Source organism: Fischerella sp., from assembly GCF_013388695.1.
Lineage (GTDB): Bacteria > Cyanobacteriota > Cyanobacteriia > Cyanobacteriales > Nostocaceae > PCC9605.
The window spans coordinates 1-17,052 of the sequence record NZ_JACAEU010000173.1 but is presented as its reverse complement, the minus strand read 5'-3'; the positions used below and the strand labels follow the sequence as shown (position 1 = coordinate 17,052).

Below are 17,052 nucleotides of genomic sequence, written 5' to 3'. Positions count from 1 at the left end.
TTAGTAGTTAGTAGTTAGTAGTTAGTAGTTAGTAGTTAGTAGTTAGTAGTTAGTAGTTAGTAGTTAGTAGTTAGTAGTTAGTAGTTAGTAGTTAGTAGTTGTTTGTTTACCACTATCCACTAACCACTATCCACTATCCACTAACCACTATCCACTATCCACTAACCACTATCCACTAACCACTATCCACTAACCAGTTCCTAATTAAAAGGAGCAATCAAATATGCCAGTGGAAACTGATGGCGATCGCCAAGTTAAAACACCTGAACCCCAGCATATGGGCTGTAGTCCACTGCTGTGGTTGGCATTACTGATATTCCTAAATATACTTCTGTTGACAGAACCTCCCCATAACCGCGTACCCTACAGCGAATTTATCTCTCAGGTGGAGTCTGGTAAAGTTGCCCGGGCGATCGTTGATTCTAACCGGATTGAGTATGAACTCAAATCAGGGCAAACAACAAATCAACCTGGCAGCAAATCTGACAAGCAAGTGTTTGTTACCTCACCAGTGCCACTGGATACAGAGTTGCCCAAAATTCTCCGGGAGCATAATGTCGAGTTCTCCGGGCCAGTCCCCAATCAAACTGCCTGGATTTCAACCTTGCTAAGCTGGGTTTTACCACCGTTGATTTTCTTTGGCATCTGGGGATGGTTGCTTAGCCGCAGTCAGATGGGTGGCCCTGCTGCACTGAGAGTTGGCAAGAGTAATGCTCGCATTTACTCAGAAGGCGATACGGGTGTGAAGTTCGAGGATGTTGCTGGAGTCGATGAAGCGAAAGCAGAACTGCAAGAAATAGTTGATTTTCTCAAAAATGCCCAAAAATATACGCGCTTGGGCGCAAAAATTCCCAAAGGCGTGTTGCTGATCGGGCCTCCGGGAACAGGTAAAACTCTGCTAGCAAAAGCCATTGCTGGCGAGGCTGGAGTTCCCTTCTTCAGTATTTCTGGCTCTGAGTTTATCGAGCTGTTTGTGGGCATCGGTGCTGCACGGGTACGAGATTTGTTTGAACAAGCAAAACAACAAGCACCATGTATCGTTTTTATCGATGAATTGGATGCTTTAGGTAAATCACGAAGTAACGTCGGTCTGCATTTGGGCGGTAACGACGAACGCGAGCAGACTCTCAATCAACTGCTTTCCGAGATGGATGGTTTCAATCCGAACACTGGTGTTATTCTCCTAGCTGCGACCAACCGTCCAGAGGTTTTAGATCCAGCACTACGTCGTCCTGGTCGGTTTGACCGTCAGATTGTAGTAGATCGTCCAGATAAAATCGGTCGGGAAGCGATTCTCAAAATCCACGCCAAAAATGTGAAGCTAGCACCTGATGTAGATTTGTCGAAATTGGCTGCTCGAACTCCAGGGTTTGCAGGTGCAGATTTAGCCAACCTCGTCAATGAAGCAGCATTGCTAGCAGCTCGTCGCAACAATGAGACTGTGAGAATGACTGATTTTCAAGAAGCGATCGAGCGAGTGTTAACGGGATTAGAGAAAAAATCTCGCGTTCTCAATGAAAGCGAGAAAAAAACGGTTGCTTATCACGAAGTTGGTCATGCATTGATTGCAACGCTAATGCCCGGAACTGGTAGCGTCGAAAAAATTTCCGTTGTTCCTCGGGGTGTAGGTGCTTTGGGTTACACACTGCAACTACCAGAAGAAGACCGCTTTTTGATGACAGAAGATGAAATTCGCGGACGAATCGTTACCTTGTTGGGTGGAAGAGCCGCAGAAGAGTTAATTTTCAGCAGAGTGTCTACTGGTGCCAGCGATGACATCCAAAAAGCAACTGACCTAGCAGAACGATTTGTCACCCTTTATGGTATGAGCAATACCCTTGGCCCCATCGCCTTCGAGAAGATTCAACAAGAATTTTTAGAGAGTTTAACTAATCCTCGCCGCGCAGTTAGCCAGAAAATTGCCGAACAAATTGACCAGGAAGTCAAAGAAATCGTAGATGGGGCACACTGTATGGCCCTAAAGATTTTAGACAAAAATCGAGAATTGTTAGAAAAAACGGCTCAAGCGCTTTTAGAAAAAGAAGTTTTAGAGGGAGAAGAGTTGCGATCGCACCTTAATTGCGTCCAACCTCCGCCAGAAATGGATGAATGGCTGCGTACAGGCAAAATCTCCCTAGACTACTTGTTAATGCCCACGACTTGGAATGGCAATTAAAAGCCAGGATTGGAAAAAGTTGAGAATTAAAAGTTATTAAGTTTTGAGATTTGAATTAATCAGCAGTCATCATGAACTGCATACTTCTGAACACATGAAAAAGGCAACCAGGGAGAATTATGAACTATAAATACTGAATCCTGAAAATTTCATAATTCATAATTCATAATTCATAATTCATAATTGTTCAGTTATGGATAACTTCATCCTCTTTGCTGGTACAGCTAACCCAACATTAGCAAAAGCGATCGCTCAGGAATTGCACGTCCCACTTGCTGCATCTATTGCTGAGCACTTTCCAGATGGTGAGGTAGCCGTAGAACTGCTAGAGTCGGTACGCCAGAAATCAGTTTTTATCTTGCAGTCCACCTCACCGCCTGTCAACGACCATCTAGTTGAGCTTTTGGCATTTGCTGATGCCTGCCGTCGGGCAGCAGCATCCCGCATCACTGCTATTGTCCCCTATTTTGGCTATGCCCGCGCTGACAAACGGCACGGGCGGTGCGAACCAATTACCGCCAGTATGGTAGCCGATTTGTTGCAGGCAGTTGGTGTTAATCATGTGGTGACGCTGGATTTGCATACTCCGCAAATTGAGGGTTTCTTCCGCATCCCAGTAGATAGTCTGACGGCAGTACCGAGTCTCCATCAAACACTGCGCCACCACTTGCCGCCAGATGTTGTAGTTGTGTCACCAGATACCGGACGGGTACAGATGGCCACTCAATATGCCCAACGGCTGGACAGTTCGGTAGTAGTGCTGCACAAACAGCGTAAGAGCAGCAGCGAAACTGAGGTGACGCGGATTGTCGGAGATGTACGCGATCGCCCTTGCCTGATCGTAGATGACATGATTTCTACTGGCGGTACTATTAACCGGAGCATTGAGGCTCTACTCAACGCTGGGGCACGTCCGGAAATTACTATCGCTGCTACCCACGGACTATTCGTAAAGGATGCTCGTGCTAAGTTGACTCACCCCAGCGTGCAGGCGGTCTTTGTTACCGATACTGTATTACCAAAAGAAACTGACTGGCAACAGTTACAAGTTGTTTCAGTTGCCCCCTTGATTGCCGCAGTCATTCGGCGGTTTCAGACAAATGGATCAATCGGCGACTTATTTTAGGGAATTGATTGGATCTTGTTCTTTTAGGACTTATACCAATTTCAAAAAAGAATGCGATACATATAGAGATCCCCCATTATCCCCCTTAAAAAGGGGAGCCACTGCGCCCTTGGTGGTTCCCCCCGTTGTAGCACGTGGCGTGGACTTCAAACCTAAATTGGGTTCCCCCCTTTTGAAGGGGGGCTAGGGGGGATCGAGGATCTGTCGCAAGCATTCATTAAATTGGTATTACGCAGAAGTCACGGAAAAACGAACCACAAAGAACACAAAGGACACAAAGACAAAGAGTTTGAGAGAGTTTTTGCGTAAGTCCTATCTTTGTTGGTTAGTGGTTCAAAGACCAAATTATGAAAGGAGGCTGAGTTGATGAATACGACATCAAAACGGAAAGTTCAAGAGAACTTAGTTTGGATTCCCACAGGCTCAGTCAAGCTAGAGGGCAATCTAGTCATACCAGAAAGTGCCCAAGGAATTGTACTGTTTGCTCACGGTAGTGGTAGCAGTCGGCACAGTCCCAGAAATCGATATGTTGCAGATGTACTGCAATCTAGCGGATTAGCTACTTTGCTAATTGACCTACTGACATCCGAGGAAGAAGCGATTGATATGAGAACAAGACACCTGCGCTTCGACCTTGGTTTGTTGGCATCACGGTTAGTTGATGCTACAGATTGGCTTGCCAAAAACCCAGATACCCGCCACCTCAAAGTCGGTTACTTTGGAGCCAGCACAGGAGCTGGTGCGGCATTGCTGGCAGCCACAGAACGCCCAGAGAGTGTGGCAGCGGTAGTTTCTCGTGGCGGACGGCCCGACCTAGCAGGGTCAGCTTTAGGTCGTGTCAAAGCACCGACACTATTGATTGTTGGCGGCTACGATATCCCGGTCATTCGCATGAATCAGGATGCACTAGCACTGCTTCGCGTTGAAAAGGCCCTGGAAATTGTTCCTGGAGCAACTCACCTATTTGAGGAACCAGGGACATTGGAAGAAGTAGCGCGGCTGGCGACTCAATGGTTCAAACGTTATCTCACGGGGGTGATCGAATAGGGCAAGGGGCATGGGGCAAAGGGCATGGGGACTGGAGAAGTAAAAAGTAAAAAGTAAAAAGGTAAAAGAAAAAATTCTTTCTTTTTACTTTTAGCTTTTAACTTTTGACTTGTTTTTGCCCAATCCCCAATCCCCAATCCCCAATCCCCAGTCCCCCCACTCTCTTTGCGATCGCGAGAAGCCTATGAAAGAGCTAATCACCTTAGCATTTATTGGCGATGTCATGCTAGGTCGAGGGGTCAACGAAGAAATCCCTTGGAAATCACCCGAATTATTCTGGGGAAGCGTCCTGCCGATTTTGCAGGGGGCAGATGCCGTCATTGCCAACCTAGAATGTGCCATTACCAAGCATACTCAACAGTGGAGTAGAACACCAAAAGTTTTTCACTTCCGCGCCGACCCTGCCGCAATAGATGTGCTTCGTGCTGGTAACATTCAGTTTGTCAGTCTCGCCAACAACCACACACTCGACTTTGAAGAACAAGGGTTACTAGATACACTGCGCTATCTGGATGATGCGGGGATTAACCATGCTGGTGCAGGTCGGGATATCGGCGAAGCAACAACTCCAGCCATAATCGATATTGCTGGACTAAAGATTGGCATCATTGCGATTACAGATAACGAGCCTGATTTTGCCGCAACAAGCGATCGCCCCGGCACCTACTATCTAGAAATCAGCTCTGACCCCCTGACCCTATCACTGATTGAATCTGCGGTAGTGCAGCTACGGCACGCAGGCGCTAGGCTAGTCATTCTTTCTGCTCATTGGGGCCCGAATATGGTCACGTCACCACCCCTGCACTTTCGTCGCTTTGCCCGTGCAGTCATAGACTGCGGCGTAGATATATTTCACGGTCATTCCGCCCACCTATTCCAAGCTGTAGAAAACTACAAGCACGGATTAATCCTTTATGACACAGGAGATTTTCTCGATGATTATGCAGTAAATCCAGTACTGCGTAATGACTGGTCTTTTGTGTTTCTCGTGGAAGTGGACAGTAAAGGGTTACTGCGGTTGCGTTTGATACCCGTCCGCCTGCACTATGCAGAAGTTGATCTTGCCAGGGGTGAAGAATTCGATGCCATCTGCCAGCGCATGCAATTTCTTTGTGCAGAATTTAAGACTACATGTGTTTTGAAATCACCAGAAGGACTAGAAGTCAAACTTAGAAACTAGATCCAACCTTTAACATCAAGTTTTCTTTGTGTCTTTGTGTCTTTGTGGTTCAAAAATAAATTTTATTAACCACTAAGACACCAAGACACTAAGTTATCAGTTTTGGAAAGAAATTATGAACTTTATTTACAGAGGTATAACATTAATCATTTTAATCACGATTATTGGTTTGTCTCTCTCGAAAACACTAGTGCATATTCTGACCGAATCATGGTGGTTTAACGCGGTTGGTTTTGCTGAAGTTTTTTGGACAAGATTGACCTGGCAAATTCTAATTTGGGTAGTCACTTTTGTCTTCTACATCTTATTTTTGTGGGTAAACCATCGCCTTGCCATGCACTATACCCGGCATAGGTCTTTTCAATTTTTTGAAGACAGCGAATTGGCTATCCATGCCAATAAATTTGCCAATATCTTGGCTTTGGTTTTAATTATTGTCGTGGCTTTAGGTACTGCAACTGCGAGTGTACCAACGTGGGAAACTATCCTCAAGTACCTGCATTCCACTAATTTTGACAGTCGCGATCCGATATTTCAGCGAGATATCAGTTTTTATGTCTTTCAACTACCGCTTTATTGGGGTATTTGGAATTGGTTGTTGTTTCTCTTTGTTTGGGGACTGACGGTATCGCTTCTAGTTTATATCCTCAAAGGTAGCTTCACGCCCCGGCAAAGCCGCCATACTTTAAATGGCAAAGTCAAAACTCATTTAAGCTTGCTAGTAGCAGGAATTATCGGATTAATTGCTGTTGATTTCTGGCTCAAACGTTACAACTTACTTTATTCACCTAGTGGGGTTGTTTTCGGTGCAGGCTATACTGATGTCCATGCTAGATTGTTTGCTTACCGAATTATAAGCACCTTAGCGTTAGTAGTGGCAGTTTTGTTTGTTTTCTCTAGTTGGCGAAAAGCTCCTGCTTTACCAGTGCAGGGAATTGCAGTTTTGTTTGTTATTACTCTTGTATTGATCAACGGCATCTATCCTTGGTTTGTGCAACAATTCATTGTTGAACCAAACGAATTAGCTAAAGAAAAACCTTACATCGCTAACAATATCAAATTTACTCAGAATGCCTATCATTTAAATGACGTGCAAAGGCAGAATTATGCCGGTGAATCCCAATTAAACCGCCAAGCTTTGCAGTCAAATCAGGCAACTATCAACAACATTCGTCTGTGGGACTACCGTCCTCTACTGAGTACCTACCGCCAAATCCAGGAGATTCGTCTTTACTACCGATTTCGGGATGTGGATGTGGATCGCTACACCCTGAATGGCAACTATCAACAGGTAATGCTGTCGGGGAGGGAACTAGCTTATTCTCAGTTACCCGAAGAAGCTCGTACTTGGGTTAACCAACGTCTGAAGTTTACCCACGGCTACGGTTTGGTGATGAGTCCGGTGAATCAAGTTACAGCTAATGGTTTACCGGAACTGTACATCAAAGATATTCCGCCTGTTTCCAAAGTGAATTTGCAAGTGAGTCAGCCTGCAATTTACTACGGCGAAGAAACCGATAACTATATTTTTACTGGTACTAAAACCAAAGAATTTGATTATCCCTTCGGTGATGGTAATGCTTTTACCACCTACAACGGTAAAGGCGGCGTCAGATTACCATCGATTTGGCACAGGCTAGCATATGCCTATGATCTGGGTAGCCTCCAGATTTTAATCTCCAATTACTTTAATGACCAGTCACGCATCCATTACTATCGAAAGATTCAGGAACGGGTAGACCGTGTTGCGCCTTTTTTACAGTTTGATAGCGACCCCTATCTGGCGGTTATTAACGGCAAATTGCAGTGGATTGTGGATGCTTATACAGTGAGCGATCGCTATCCTTATTCCAAACCAGTTGCTCAAACTAAGAATGCTACAGAAATTTTCAAAGGAGGAAATACTCAAAAATTTTTACCCAGTAATATCAACTATATTCGCAACTCTGTCAAAGTATTAGTCGATGCTTATGACGGCACAATGCGGTTTTTTGTCATTGATGAAACTGACCCCCTACTGAGCACTTACCGCAAGATATTTCCGCATTTGTTTGAGCCGAATGCAGCGATTTCCCCAGAAGTGAAAGCTCATTTTCGCTATCCACTAGATTTGTTTAAAATCCAGGCGCAAATGTACCTTTCTTACCACATGAGCGATCCGGAAGTATTCTACAACCGAGAAGACCTGTGGCGCTTCCCCATGCAGGTATATGAAGGTAATGAACAAATCATGCAGCCATACTACGTGATTATGCGGTTGCCAGGAGAAGCAAAAGAAGGATTTATTCTGATTCTGCCCTTTACCCCTGTCAACAAAGACAACATGATTGCCTGGATGGCGGCGCGTTCTAATGGCAAGGACTACGGCAAGTTGCTTTTATATGAGTTTCCCAAACAAAAACTTGTCTTTGGCCCCAGGCAAATAGAAGCGCGAATTGACCAAGAACCGCTAATTTCCCAGCAATTTACTTTGTGGAGTCAAGCAGGTTCTAAAGTCATTCGCGGCGATTTATTAGTTATTCCGATTGAGGGATCTTTACTTTACGTAGAACCAGTATATCTGCGGGCTGAACAGAGCGAATTGCCGCAATTGAAGCGAGTAATTGTGGCGTATGACCAAGATGTAGTTATGGAGGAAACGTTGGAAAAATCTCTAATGACCATCTTTGGTGGTCTTCAAGTAGAGAAGGGAGTACCTACTCAAATGACTAGAGAAGTTTCAAATCTCGCTAAAAATGCGATGGAAACTTATCAAAAAGCTCAGGAAGCTTTACGACAAGGGAACTGGGCTGAATATGGACGTTATCAGCAAAATTTGGAGGAAATATTGCAAAAATTGAATCAGGGCAGTCAGCGTTAAAATAAGGTGGGCTTTGCCCACCTTACTCAATAAATTTATTTGATTTTTAACCTGGGTTTTTATAACTTATTGAAGCTAGATAAATATCTAGGCTATTGTCTATTCTCAATTTCTATTTTGAATACCTCTTTGGGCGTAGATCAGGAGAATATTTATCGGCTCTGAACTAAGAGGAAATCATCTCTCTTTTTGCAACTTATCATGTCCTGTTCCATCAATATAGTAATCATGTCCATCCCTCATGTAGACATGATACCTGCCTTCGTGGGCTCCAAATATTCCTAAGAAGCCTGGATCTTCTTCTTCTTCCACTTCGATTTCAGCAATTGCATCAGGATTGATTTCAACTGTCTCTCCATTTGTCGTTCTCACACTAACAAATTTTGTCATATAGCTACCCTTTCTTATCCAGTAACCTAATAAAAACTTTCTCTATAGCTTCATGCTAGCAAGCTAATAATTTCATGACAAAAGTAGCAAAAATACTTAACCAATGAAATAGCAATCAATCTCATCTAAAACTATTGCTAAAAGCTTACATCTAACTCTATCTTTAGATGGTGTTAGATATGTCGAGCGATCGCTCCCCTTCCGGGTCGTACTCAATAAAGCTGCGATCGCTTCTAGCATAGCAGAAACGACTAGCTTTGCATTTTAAGCCATCCAAAAACTTGAGCCACCGTGAGTCTGTCTTGAAAATAGGGTAAAAGGTAAGGAGAAGAGAAATTTTCATGCTTTGTTGTGTGTATGGGTGCATCCCACTTTGGAAGAAACACATGGCGAATAGAATTCGCCCAGACTTCCAGCAGTCTGAGGGCGATTTGCCAAAATGGGATGGTCTCGTGTGTATTAGTACACATGGGTGTCTGCTTAATAATTACACTTCAAAAAGTTATTGTAGAAAATGAGGCAGGTTTAATTATGTTGTTGGAAAACAAAAAACAGGAAAATACTAAACAGATACAAAATTATCTGCAAGAAGTTTCTCAAGATCTTGATTCTGATATTTTTGTATTCAGTGCTGATATTACTCAATCTAATGTCGATTTCTTTATTAAAGAAATTAGAAATTTTCCCAAGCTAAAAAGTAATATTGTTCTTATTTTAACAACTTTTGGAGGAGACCCTGATGCAGCATTTAGAATGGCTAAATTTGTCAAAAAAAACTATAAAAACTTCATTCTTTTTATTTTTGGCTATTGCAAAAGTGCAGGAACATTATTAGCTATTGCTGCTAACAAGATTGTGATGTCTGATTTTGGTGAATTAGGGCCTCTTGATATACAGGTGCCAAAAGAGGGCGACCTCAGGAGAGAATCAGGTTTAAATATACAACAGTCTCTCAAAGTGATTAGAGAAGAAGCTCCTAAGATATACTCACAATGTTTGTTTGATATTCTTGATTTAGATCCAGAAAGAGAAACAATTCCTTTAAAAGTTGTAGAGAATCTTGCTGTCTCTATAGCTATTGGCTTGCTGAAACCTATTTCAGGTCAGATTGATCCTGCACGCCTTGGTGAACTCGATAGGCAGACAAGAATTGCTATGGAATACGGCTATAGACTCAATCCCAACAGGGAAAAGATTATAAAACGCTTGACATCAGACTATCCATCACATAGTTTTGTCATTGATTACGACGAAGCGCAGGAGTTATTCGGCGATTGTGTGAGAAAACCTACTGGGGCGGAGTACAATCTGGAAAAGTATATATTTGATGTGGTGCGTCAACCAGTTGATTTTATAGGAAGCATAGAAAAACTGTTAGAAAAACTTTCAGAAAGAAAGGGCGATCGCAATAGTGAAAGTTATAACAGTAGCAATCATACTTTTGTACAGGAAGATATCAAAGTAGTCCCGCCCGCTTGAACAGTTCAGACAATAAATTTAACAAAAATAACTAAACGTTGTGTTGTCACCTCTGAACGTTGTTGGTTAAATTTTTCTGAATGTATGAAATTCAGTGTACAGTCTTTTCGGTAATCCACTGTTGTTAGTACAATCATCGTTCTACTTGCCCAAGGAAGGGGGATGAGATGAGTGCCAAAACGGCTTACACTTCTTTTTGATGAGTAAAACTGACACAAAGGGGTTGCTATGGCTAGATTTATGTTTGTAACCGATTTAGATAATACCCTCGTAGGTGATGACAATGCACTGGCAGAGTTGAACGATCGCTTACAAAGACATCGCCAAGAACATGGTACAAAGATTGTTTATGCAACTGGGCGATCGCCTGTCCTTTACCGAGAACTCCAACAGGAAAAGAATCTGATGGAACCAGACGCCCTCGTTCTAGCCGTAGGAACGGAAATTTACCTTGACGGTTGTGACAGTCCCGACTCAACTTGGTCAGAAACACTTTCACAGGGTTGGGACAGAAATTTAGTATTATCTAAAACTGCGGAATTCTCTGAGTTAATTCCGCAACCAGATTCTGAACAACGTCCTTTCAAAGTGAGTTTTTTCCTTAAGCAAGAAGTATCTGCAACAGTTTTACCAAAGCTAGAATCAGAATTGCTGAAATGCAATCTAAATATAAAGTTAATCTATAGCAGCGGTATAGACCTTGACATTGTGCCTCGCAGGAGCGATAAAGGTCAGGCAGTACAATTTCTCCGCCAAAAGTGGAAATTTGTAGCAGAACAAACGGTTGTCTGTGGTGATTCTGGCAATGATATTGCTTTATTCGCTGTAGGCAATGAACGGGGAATTATTGTCGGGAATGCTCGTCCAGAGTTACTCCAATGGCACAATGAAAATCCCGCTAACCACCGCTATCTGGCACAAAATGCCTGTGCAGGTGGAATTATAGAAGGTTTAAGATATTTTGGACTGATGGAATGATTAGTTATCTTAAAGGCATCGTTGCTGGCATTCAAAAACATAGCGGTAATCGCTATATCCTTACTCTCGAAGTTAACGGTATCGGTTACGATTTGCAAATCCCGGCGCGGTTGGCGCAGCAATTACCAGAGTCAGGGGGTGAAGTGCAAGTGTTTACCCATTACCAAATTCGAGAGGAGGTGCCATTATTATATGGTTTTGGTTCGCCAGGGGAGCGAGACTTGTTTCGCCACTTGTTAAGCGTTAGCGGTATTGGTGCTGCTTTGGCGATCGCCTTGTTGGACACTCTGGAACTCCCAGAGTTAGTCCAGACGATTATCACTGGCAATGTGCAATTGTTGATTCAAACCCCCGGTGTCGGCAAAAAAACCGCCGAACGCATTTGTTTGGAATTGAAAACCAAGTTGATCGAATGGCGTAAAACAGCAGGGTTTTTCGTCGCGACAGGTGGCCCGGCACCAGGAATTCTCGAAGAAGTGCAAATGACTCTCTTAGCATTGGGCTATACTCCAACTGAGGTTAGTCACGCCTTACATGTAGTCAGTGAAGATATTGGACTGCCCAAAGATGCCTATGTGGAAGATTGGATTAAACAGGCGATCGCTCATCTCAGTAGTAGTGAATGTAGTCATTAAGTCAAGAGTCAAGAGTAATTAATTATTAGTTATTAGTTATTAGTTATTAGTTAGTAGTTAGTAGTTAGTGGTTGTTGGTTGTTGGTTGGTTGTTGGTTGCTGGTTATTTCCAATGCCCAATGCCCGATGCCCAATGCCCACTCCCCCCATCTCCCCTTCGGGGAATTAAAAATGTAAAATTCAAAATTTTTAATTTTTAACTTTTAATTTTTAATTGACTACTCCCCACCTCCCCATGACCAACCCTTACGCTTGGATAGAACAATCTCTGGCAACAATTCACCGTGCGGACTGGTATCGTTCGGTACAAACAATTAATGGCAGATCTGGGGCGATGGTGCTTTTAGAAGGGCGAGAGGTAATTAATTTTGCCAGTAATGATTACTTAGGGCTGGCTGGGGATGAGCGCTTGATTGCTGCAGCTACTGCTGCTGTTCAAGATTTTGGCACTGGTTGTACTGGTTCGAGATTACTCAGCGGACATCGAAAATTACACCAGGAACTAGAAAAAGCGATCGCATCCCTCAAGCAAACAGAAGATGCAGTTGTATTCAGTTCGGGGTATTTGGCGAATTTGGGTACAATAACTGCTCTAGTGGGCAAACGGGATTTAATATTAGCTGACCAGTACAATCATTCCAGTCTGAAAAATGGGGCAATCCTTAGTGGTGCAACCACTATTGAATACCCGCATTGTAATGTCCAAGCTTTAAGAAGCGAGTTGCAACGATTACGACAAGACTACCGACGCTGTGCGATCGTTACCGATAGCGTCTTCAGCATGGATGGAGATTTATGCCCCTTACCTGCACTATTGGATCTAGCTCAAGAGTATAGCTGTATGCTGTTAGTCGATGAAGCTCATGCCACCGGGGTACTAGGAAAAACTGGTGCGGGGTGTGTCGAACATTTTGGATGTACAGGCAGGCAGTTAGTTCAAATTGGCACATTAAGTAAAGCTTTAGGAAGCTTAGGTGGGTATGTCGCTGGAAGTGCAACTCTGATTGACTTTTTGCGAAATCGAGCAGCAAGTTGGATTTATACCACCGCGCTTTCGCCCGCAGATACAGCCGCAGCGTTAGCAGCAATAAATATTGTTCAGCAAGAACCGCAACAGCGCACTAGATTGTGGAAAAATGTAAATTACTTAAAAGTTTTGATCCAAAAACAGTTACCCAATCTGCAATTACTACCTTCGGAATCACCCATACTTTGTTTTCAATTGCCCAGTGCAGCAGACGCACTTAAAGTCGGAAGCCAACTAAAATCTGCTGGCATTTTTGCCCCTGCGATTCGTCCCCCCACTGTTCCTACGAGTAGGATCAGAATTTCTCTAATGGCAACTCATCAAGCAGCGCATATAGAGAAACTAATAGAAGTTCTCACATCATGTCCGTTTGAACACCGATCGTATCTATGAAGGACTGTAGATAATGGTTAGGGGACACCTCCGAATAAATTTTGTAAGATTCACCCAATTTATAGCGCAATACGGTTCAGTTAAGGTTTTGATCTACTCTTGAAATGATTAATTTGTCTTGGTGTCTTGGTGTCTTGGTGGTGAAAAAGATCGTCTTTAAACCACTAAGACACTAAGACACAAAGAGTACTAACACCAACTGTATTGATTTATAGCGGCGAGGTTGTCGAGGCGCGTAGTGCAAAGCTGTGGGCAACTAATACCAAGTTGCGTTCAGACATAGCAATAGTAATTCGTGTCCTCTCTCCCAAATTGGGAGAGGGGAAGGGGTGAGGGAAGTACTATCTTTGACTGCAACTTAGTATAAGAAGCACCATCCGGTAATAGGTAATGGGTAATCGGTAATGGGATATTACCACCAATTACCAATGCTTGCGTCCAACTTGACGACAGAAGCGCAGATTTTCATCTCTTGGATACGGCTGTGCTTTACTGTTGATACATATAGGTTGACGCTTTAACGGTTACAAATTATGTTTCCTTGCAAAATATTCGGTATGAGAAAATCTGAGGATTCAATCGTTAAATCAATAAGTGTAATATTGCCTAACATTCCTAGAATTGGTGAACAAATATGCATTCACAACACAGGCATTGAAGGCACAGTGACAAAAGTTGTAAACATTTATAGTTTCGATCAAGACTATGAGAAACATAAATCATTTGACACACATACCATAATTCCAGAAGGTTCGTATTATTACTATATATCTGTGGAAATAGAATAGAGTAGTGAAATTTACTTTTATGAATAATAAACACGGAGCGATCGCGCAACTATTGGGTCAAAAGTAAGTTTATTTTTTGAGGATTTGTCAAAGAGTTGGCACAGGCAGTTGCAGGTAAATATTATTACTTGCCTAAATCAACCGAAAAAGCGATCGCGGCAATAGCAAAGGGGGCAATAGCATAGTCAGCCAATCTCCTGTTGGAGCATCTAATATCAGGATTTTGCTAGAGTAGAAGTGTAGATAGTTAACAAGTCCTCAATTTCATCCTTTGCACGCTTATCGGGGACGTTTGTCGTCATGAACAATCAAGTTGTGAAATTTGAGGGATAGCAGCGATCGCTCTTGACCATTTGATGTTGCTACTCACTGCCAATCCTGACTAACAGCCGCAATCGGATATTACAGGAGCGCTAACGAAGCTTTTGTGTCCTCCTGAGATTGCTAGCAACATCACCATCGAAACAATGCAAATTACAAACGACCTTCAGAAATTTCTCGATATTTTTCCCCCAGAGATTCAACAGGTCTTAGAACAACATCCACAGAAAGACAATTTGATTGAAGTTATTCTGGATCTAGGGCGTCTCCCAGAAGCCCGCTTCCTAGACGAGCAAGCGGAGTATCTATCCCAGACGCCAATCACCCACGAACAACTCAAACATTGCATAGATCGCGTGGGTCGCTTTGGGGCTGATAATCGGGCAGGCATTGAACAGACCCTGCACCGCATCAGCGCGATTAGAAACCGGAGCGGAGACATTATTGGTCTAACCTGCCGGGTCGGTCGGGCAGTCTATGGGACGATCTCCATGATCCGCGATTTGGTAGAAACGGGACGGTCGATTCTGATGCTGGGGCGTCCAGGTGTCGGGAAAACGACTGCACTGAGAGAAATTGCGCGGGTATTGGCTGATGAACTGAATAAGCGCGTTGTCATTATCGACACGTCCAACGAAATTGCCGGGGATGGTGATGTGCCCCATCCAGCGATCGGTCGGGCGCGGCGAATGCAAGTAGCTCGTCCCGAACTCCAGTACCAAGTGATGATTGAGGCAGTGGAAAACCATATGCCCCAAGCGATCGTCATCGACGAGATCGGTACTGAGATGGAAGCCTTTGCGGCGCGAAGCATTGCTGAACGGGGCGTGCAGTTGGTGGGCACCGCTCATGGAAACCAAATTGAGAACCTGATCAAAAACCCAACCCTGTGTGACTTGGTGGGCGGTATCCAGTCCGTCACTCTCGGTGATGAAGAAGCTAGACGACGGGGTAGCCAGAAGAGTGTGCTAGAGCGCAAAGCGCCTCCCACCTTCGACATTGCTGTGGAGATGCTGGAACGACAGTGCTGGGTGGTGCATGAAAGCGTCGCTGAGACAGTAGATAGTCTTCTGCGAGGGCATCAGCCACATTTGCAAGTGAGAACGATGAGTGAAAGCGGTCAGGTCACGATTACCCGCACAGATCCCAGTGTGCCAATGCAAAGACGACCAGTTTTCTACGAACCCTCTTACTCCCCTGATTCAAACGGTTGGCGAAAGACCGGACAAATCCTACCTTTTCCCCAAATGCAAGACCGGGATGAGTTGGCGCACCTTACAAAGCGCTCCGCCGTAGCAGAATCCCCCGATCAACCCTTCGTTCAGCTAGAGCAATTAGATTCCGTTAGTGACAACCTGGCTCTTACAGATGAAGTTACGCCCTTGCGTCTTTACCCCTATGGCATTCGTCACAACCTATTAGTAAATGCGATTCAGAGGCTGAATTTGCCTGTGGTGCTGACAAGGGATATCGAGAGTGCTGATGCAATTTTGGCACTGCGATCGCACGCACGCAAACACTCCAATTTCCGGCGTATGGTCTGTGACCATCAAGTACCTGTTTACACTATTAAGGCTAACACTGTCTCGGCAATTACCCATGCTTTACGGTCTTGCTTGCAGATGAACGAACCGGAAACCACGGATGCAATGGAACTACATACCCACAGCAATGGTGAGGATGAGATTGATGCTTTAGAAGAAGCCAGAGTTGCTGTTGAAGAGGTTGTAATTCCATTCGGTCAGCCAGTCGAATTGTTACCCCGTTCTGCTCATGTTCGCAAAATGCAACACGAACTGGTTGAACACTACCGTCTGAAGTCTCATAGCTTTGGAGAAGAACCTAAAAGGCGTTTGCGGATTTATCCGGCTTAACAACATCGAGGTGCAGCTACTTCTTTGAAATAACTTTGAAATAACGATATATCTTGACAGCAAACCAGACAAAAATCTCTATTTCTGTCTCCAGAAAAAAGTAGCGCAACTAGTCATTTTTAAGTAGGGTTTATACCTTTCAATATTTAGTGCTATAATTATATTTAGAGAAGTGTCAAGTGAACAATTTCTGACACGCTGAACCAAGAAAAAAGAATAGTTTGAAAGCCAAATCAAGCATCCAATCCTCGTCAAAAACAATTTATTTTTTTGGGGTCAGCCCCAAAATATAAATTAAAAAATTATAGGATTCCGGAAACGTAGAGACGCGAAATTTCACGTCTGTACAAACGGAGCCAACCAAACTCAAAAACTCAACAAAACGGAGAGTTTGATCCTGGCTCAGGATGAACGCTGGCGGTATGCGTAACACATGCAAGTCGAACGATGTAGAGACGTAGCAATGCTACGTCTCTACATCGTGGCGGACGGGTGAGTAACGTGTGAGAATCTGCCAACAGGTTCGGAATAACAGTTGGAAACGACTGCTAATACCGGATGTGCTCAACAGTAAAAGATTTATCGCCTGTTGATGAGCTCGCGTCGGATTAGCTAGTTGGTGGTGTAAAGGACTACCAAGGCAACGATCCGTAGCTGGTCTGAGAGGACGACCAGCCACACTGGGACTGAGACACGGCCCAGACTCCTACGGGAGGCAGCAGTGAGGAATTTTCTGCAATGGGCGAAAGCCTGACAGAGCAATACCGCGTGCGGGAGG

12 protein-coding genes and 1 rRNA gene are annotated in these 17,052 nt (G+C 43.9%); 11 read left to right on the top strand and 2 right to left on the bottom strand.

Annotated elements, in window-relative coordinates:
* Window positions 1-223 precede the first annotated feature (223 nt).
* From ftsH to HXY43_RS24005, 5 genes are all read left to right on the top strand, one after another.
* Window positions 224-2,176, top strand: coding sequence for an ATP-dependent zinc metalloprotease FtsH (ftsH, locus tag HXY43_RS24025; RefSeq protein WP_290888837.1), 1,953 nt, complete (start codon window positions 224-226; stop codon window positions 2,174-2,176).
* A gap of 193 nt (window positions 2,177-2,369) precedes the next feature.
* Window positions 2,370-3,302, top strand: coding sequence for a ribose-phosphate pyrophosphokinase (locus HXY43_RS24020; RefSeq protein ID WP_290888835.1), 933 nt, complete (start codon window positions 2,370-2,372; stop codon window positions 3,300-3,302).
* A gap of 366 nt (window positions 3,303-3,668) precedes the next feature.
* Window positions 3,669-4,349 (top strand): dienelactone hydrolase family protein, encoded by a 681-nt coding sequence (locus HXY43_RS24015; protein ID WP_290888833.1) that lies wholly within the window; start codon window positions 3,669-3,671, stop codon window positions 4,347-4,349.
* A gap of 184 nt (window positions 4,350-4,533) precedes the next feature.
* Entirely contained in the window at window positions 4,534-5,529 is a 996-nt protein-coding gene (locus HXY43_RS24010) for a CapA family protein (protein WP_290888831.1), read from the top strand.
* 115 nt (window positions 5,530-5,644) lie between these two features.
* Complete coding sequence (locus HXY43_RS24005) at window positions 5,645-8,389, top strand: UPF0182 family protein (protein WP_290888829.1); 2,745 nt, start codon at window positions 5,645-5,647, stop codon at window positions 8,387-8,389.
* Window positions 8,390-8,566: 177 nt separating this feature from the next.
* Here HXY43_RS24005 and HXY43_RS24000 read toward each other — a convergent pair whose 3' ends face one another.
* Window positions 8,567-8,779: a hypothetical protein gene (locus HXY43_RS24000; protein WP_290888828.1), complete on the bottom strand. Its 213-nt coding sequence runs from the start codon at window positions 8,777-8,779 to the stop codon at window positions 8,567-8,569.
* A gap of 163 nt (window positions 8,780-8,942) precedes the next feature.
* On the bottom strand, window positions 8,943-9,122 hold the full coding sequence (locus tag HXY43_RS23995) for a hypothetical protein (RefSeq protein ID WP_290888826.1): 180 nt from the start codon (window positions 9,120-9,122) through the stop codon (window positions 8,943-8,945).
* A 125-nt stretch (window positions 9,123-9,247) separates the two neighbouring features.
* Between HXY43_RS23995 and HXY43_RS23990 the strand changes: the two genes are divergently transcribed.
* From HXY43_RS23990 to HXY43_RS23965, 6 genes are all read left to right on the top strand, one after another.
* Window positions 9,248-10,258, top strand: a complete 1,011-nt coding sequence (locus tag HXY43_RS23990) for a hypothetical protein (RefSeq protein WP_290888824.1) — start codon at window positions 9,248-9,250, stop codon at window positions 10,256-10,258.
* Between the two features lie 228 nt (window positions 10,259-10,486).
* On the top strand, window positions 10,487-11,236 hold the full coding sequence (locus HXY43_RS23985; RefSeq protein WP_290888822.1) for a sucrose-phosphate phosphatase: 750 nt from the start codon (window positions 10,487-10,489) through the stop codon (window positions 11,234-11,236).
* Entirely contained in the window at window positions 11,233-11,871 is a 639-nt protein-coding gene (ruvA, locus tag HXY43_RS23980; protein WP_026731943.1) for a Holliday junction branch migration protein RuvA, read from the top strand. Before HXY43_RS23985 ends, ruvA begins: the two co-directional genes overlap by 4 nt.
* 235 nt (window positions 11,872-12,106) lie before the next feature.
* Complete coding sequence (bioF, locus tag HXY43_RS23975) at window positions 12,107-13,291, top strand: 8-amino-7-oxononanoate synthase (RefSeq protein WP_290888821.1); 1,185 nt, start codon at window positions 12,107-12,109, stop codon at window positions 13,289-13,291.
* A 1,255-nt stretch (window positions 13,292-14,546) separates the two neighbouring features.
* Complete coding sequence (locus HXY43_RS23970) at window positions 14,547-16,274, top strand: R3H domain-containing nucleic acid-binding protein (RefSeq protein ID WP_290888839.1); 1,728 nt, start codon at window positions 14,547-14,549, stop codon at window positions 16,272-16,274.
* Window positions 16,275-16,653: 379 nt separating this feature from the next.
* Window positions 16,654-17,052, top strand: a 16S ribosomal RNA gene (locus tag HXY43_RS23965); the annotation flags it as partial.

What these genes read in the sequence shown, in the direction of transcription:
- HXY43_RS24000 (WP_290888828.1), bottom strand. Translation starts at nt 8,779, where the DNA reads ATGACAAAATTTGTTAGTGTGAGAACGACAAATGGAGAGACAGTTGAA.
- bioF (WP_290888821.1), top strand. Translation starts at nt 12,107, where the DNA reads ATGACCAACCCTTACGCTTGGATAGAACAATCTCTGGCAACAATTCAC.
- HXY43_RS23970 (WP_290888839.1), top strand. Translation starts at nt 14,547, where the DNA reads ATGCAAATTACAAACGACCTTCAGAAATTTCTCGATATTTTTCCCCCA.
- ruvA (WP_026731943.1), top strand. Translation starts at nt 11,233, where the DNA reads ATGATTAGTTATCTTAAAGGCATCGTTGCTGGCATTCAAAAACATAGC.
- HXY43_RS24020 (WP_290888835.1), top strand. Translation starts at nt 2,370, where the DNA reads ATGGATAACTTCATCCTCTTTGCTGGTACAGCTAACCCAACATTAGCA.
- HXY43_RS23990 (WP_290888824.1), top strand. Translation starts at nt 9,248, where the DNA reads ATGGGTGTCTGCTTAATAATTACACTTCAAAAAGTTATTGTAGAAAAT.
- ftsH (WP_290888837.1), top strand. Translation starts at nt 224, where the DNA reads ATGCCAGTGGAAACTGATGGCGATCGCCAAGTTAAAACACCTGAACCC.
- HXY43_RS24010 (WP_290888831.1), top strand. Translation starts at nt 4,534, where the DNA reads ATGAAAGAGCTAATCACCTTAGCATTTATTGGCGATGTCATGCTAGGT.
- HXY43_RS23985 (WP_290888822.1), top strand. Translation starts at nt 10,487, where the DNA reads ATGGCTAGATTTATGTTTGTAACCGATTTAGATAATACCCTCGTAGGT.
- HXY43_RS24005 (WP_290888829.1), top strand. Translation starts at nt 5,645, where the DNA reads ATGAACTTTATTTACAGAGGTATAACATTAATCATTTTAATCACGATT.
- HXY43_RS23995 (WP_290888826.1), bottom strand. Translation starts at nt 9,122, where the DNA reads ATGAAAATTTCTCTTCTCCTTACCTTTTACCCTATTTTCAAGACAGAC.
- HXY43_RS24015 (WP_290888833.1), top strand. Translation starts at nt 3,669, where the DNA reads ATGAATACGACATCAAAACGGAAAGTTCAAGAGAACTTAGTTTGGATT.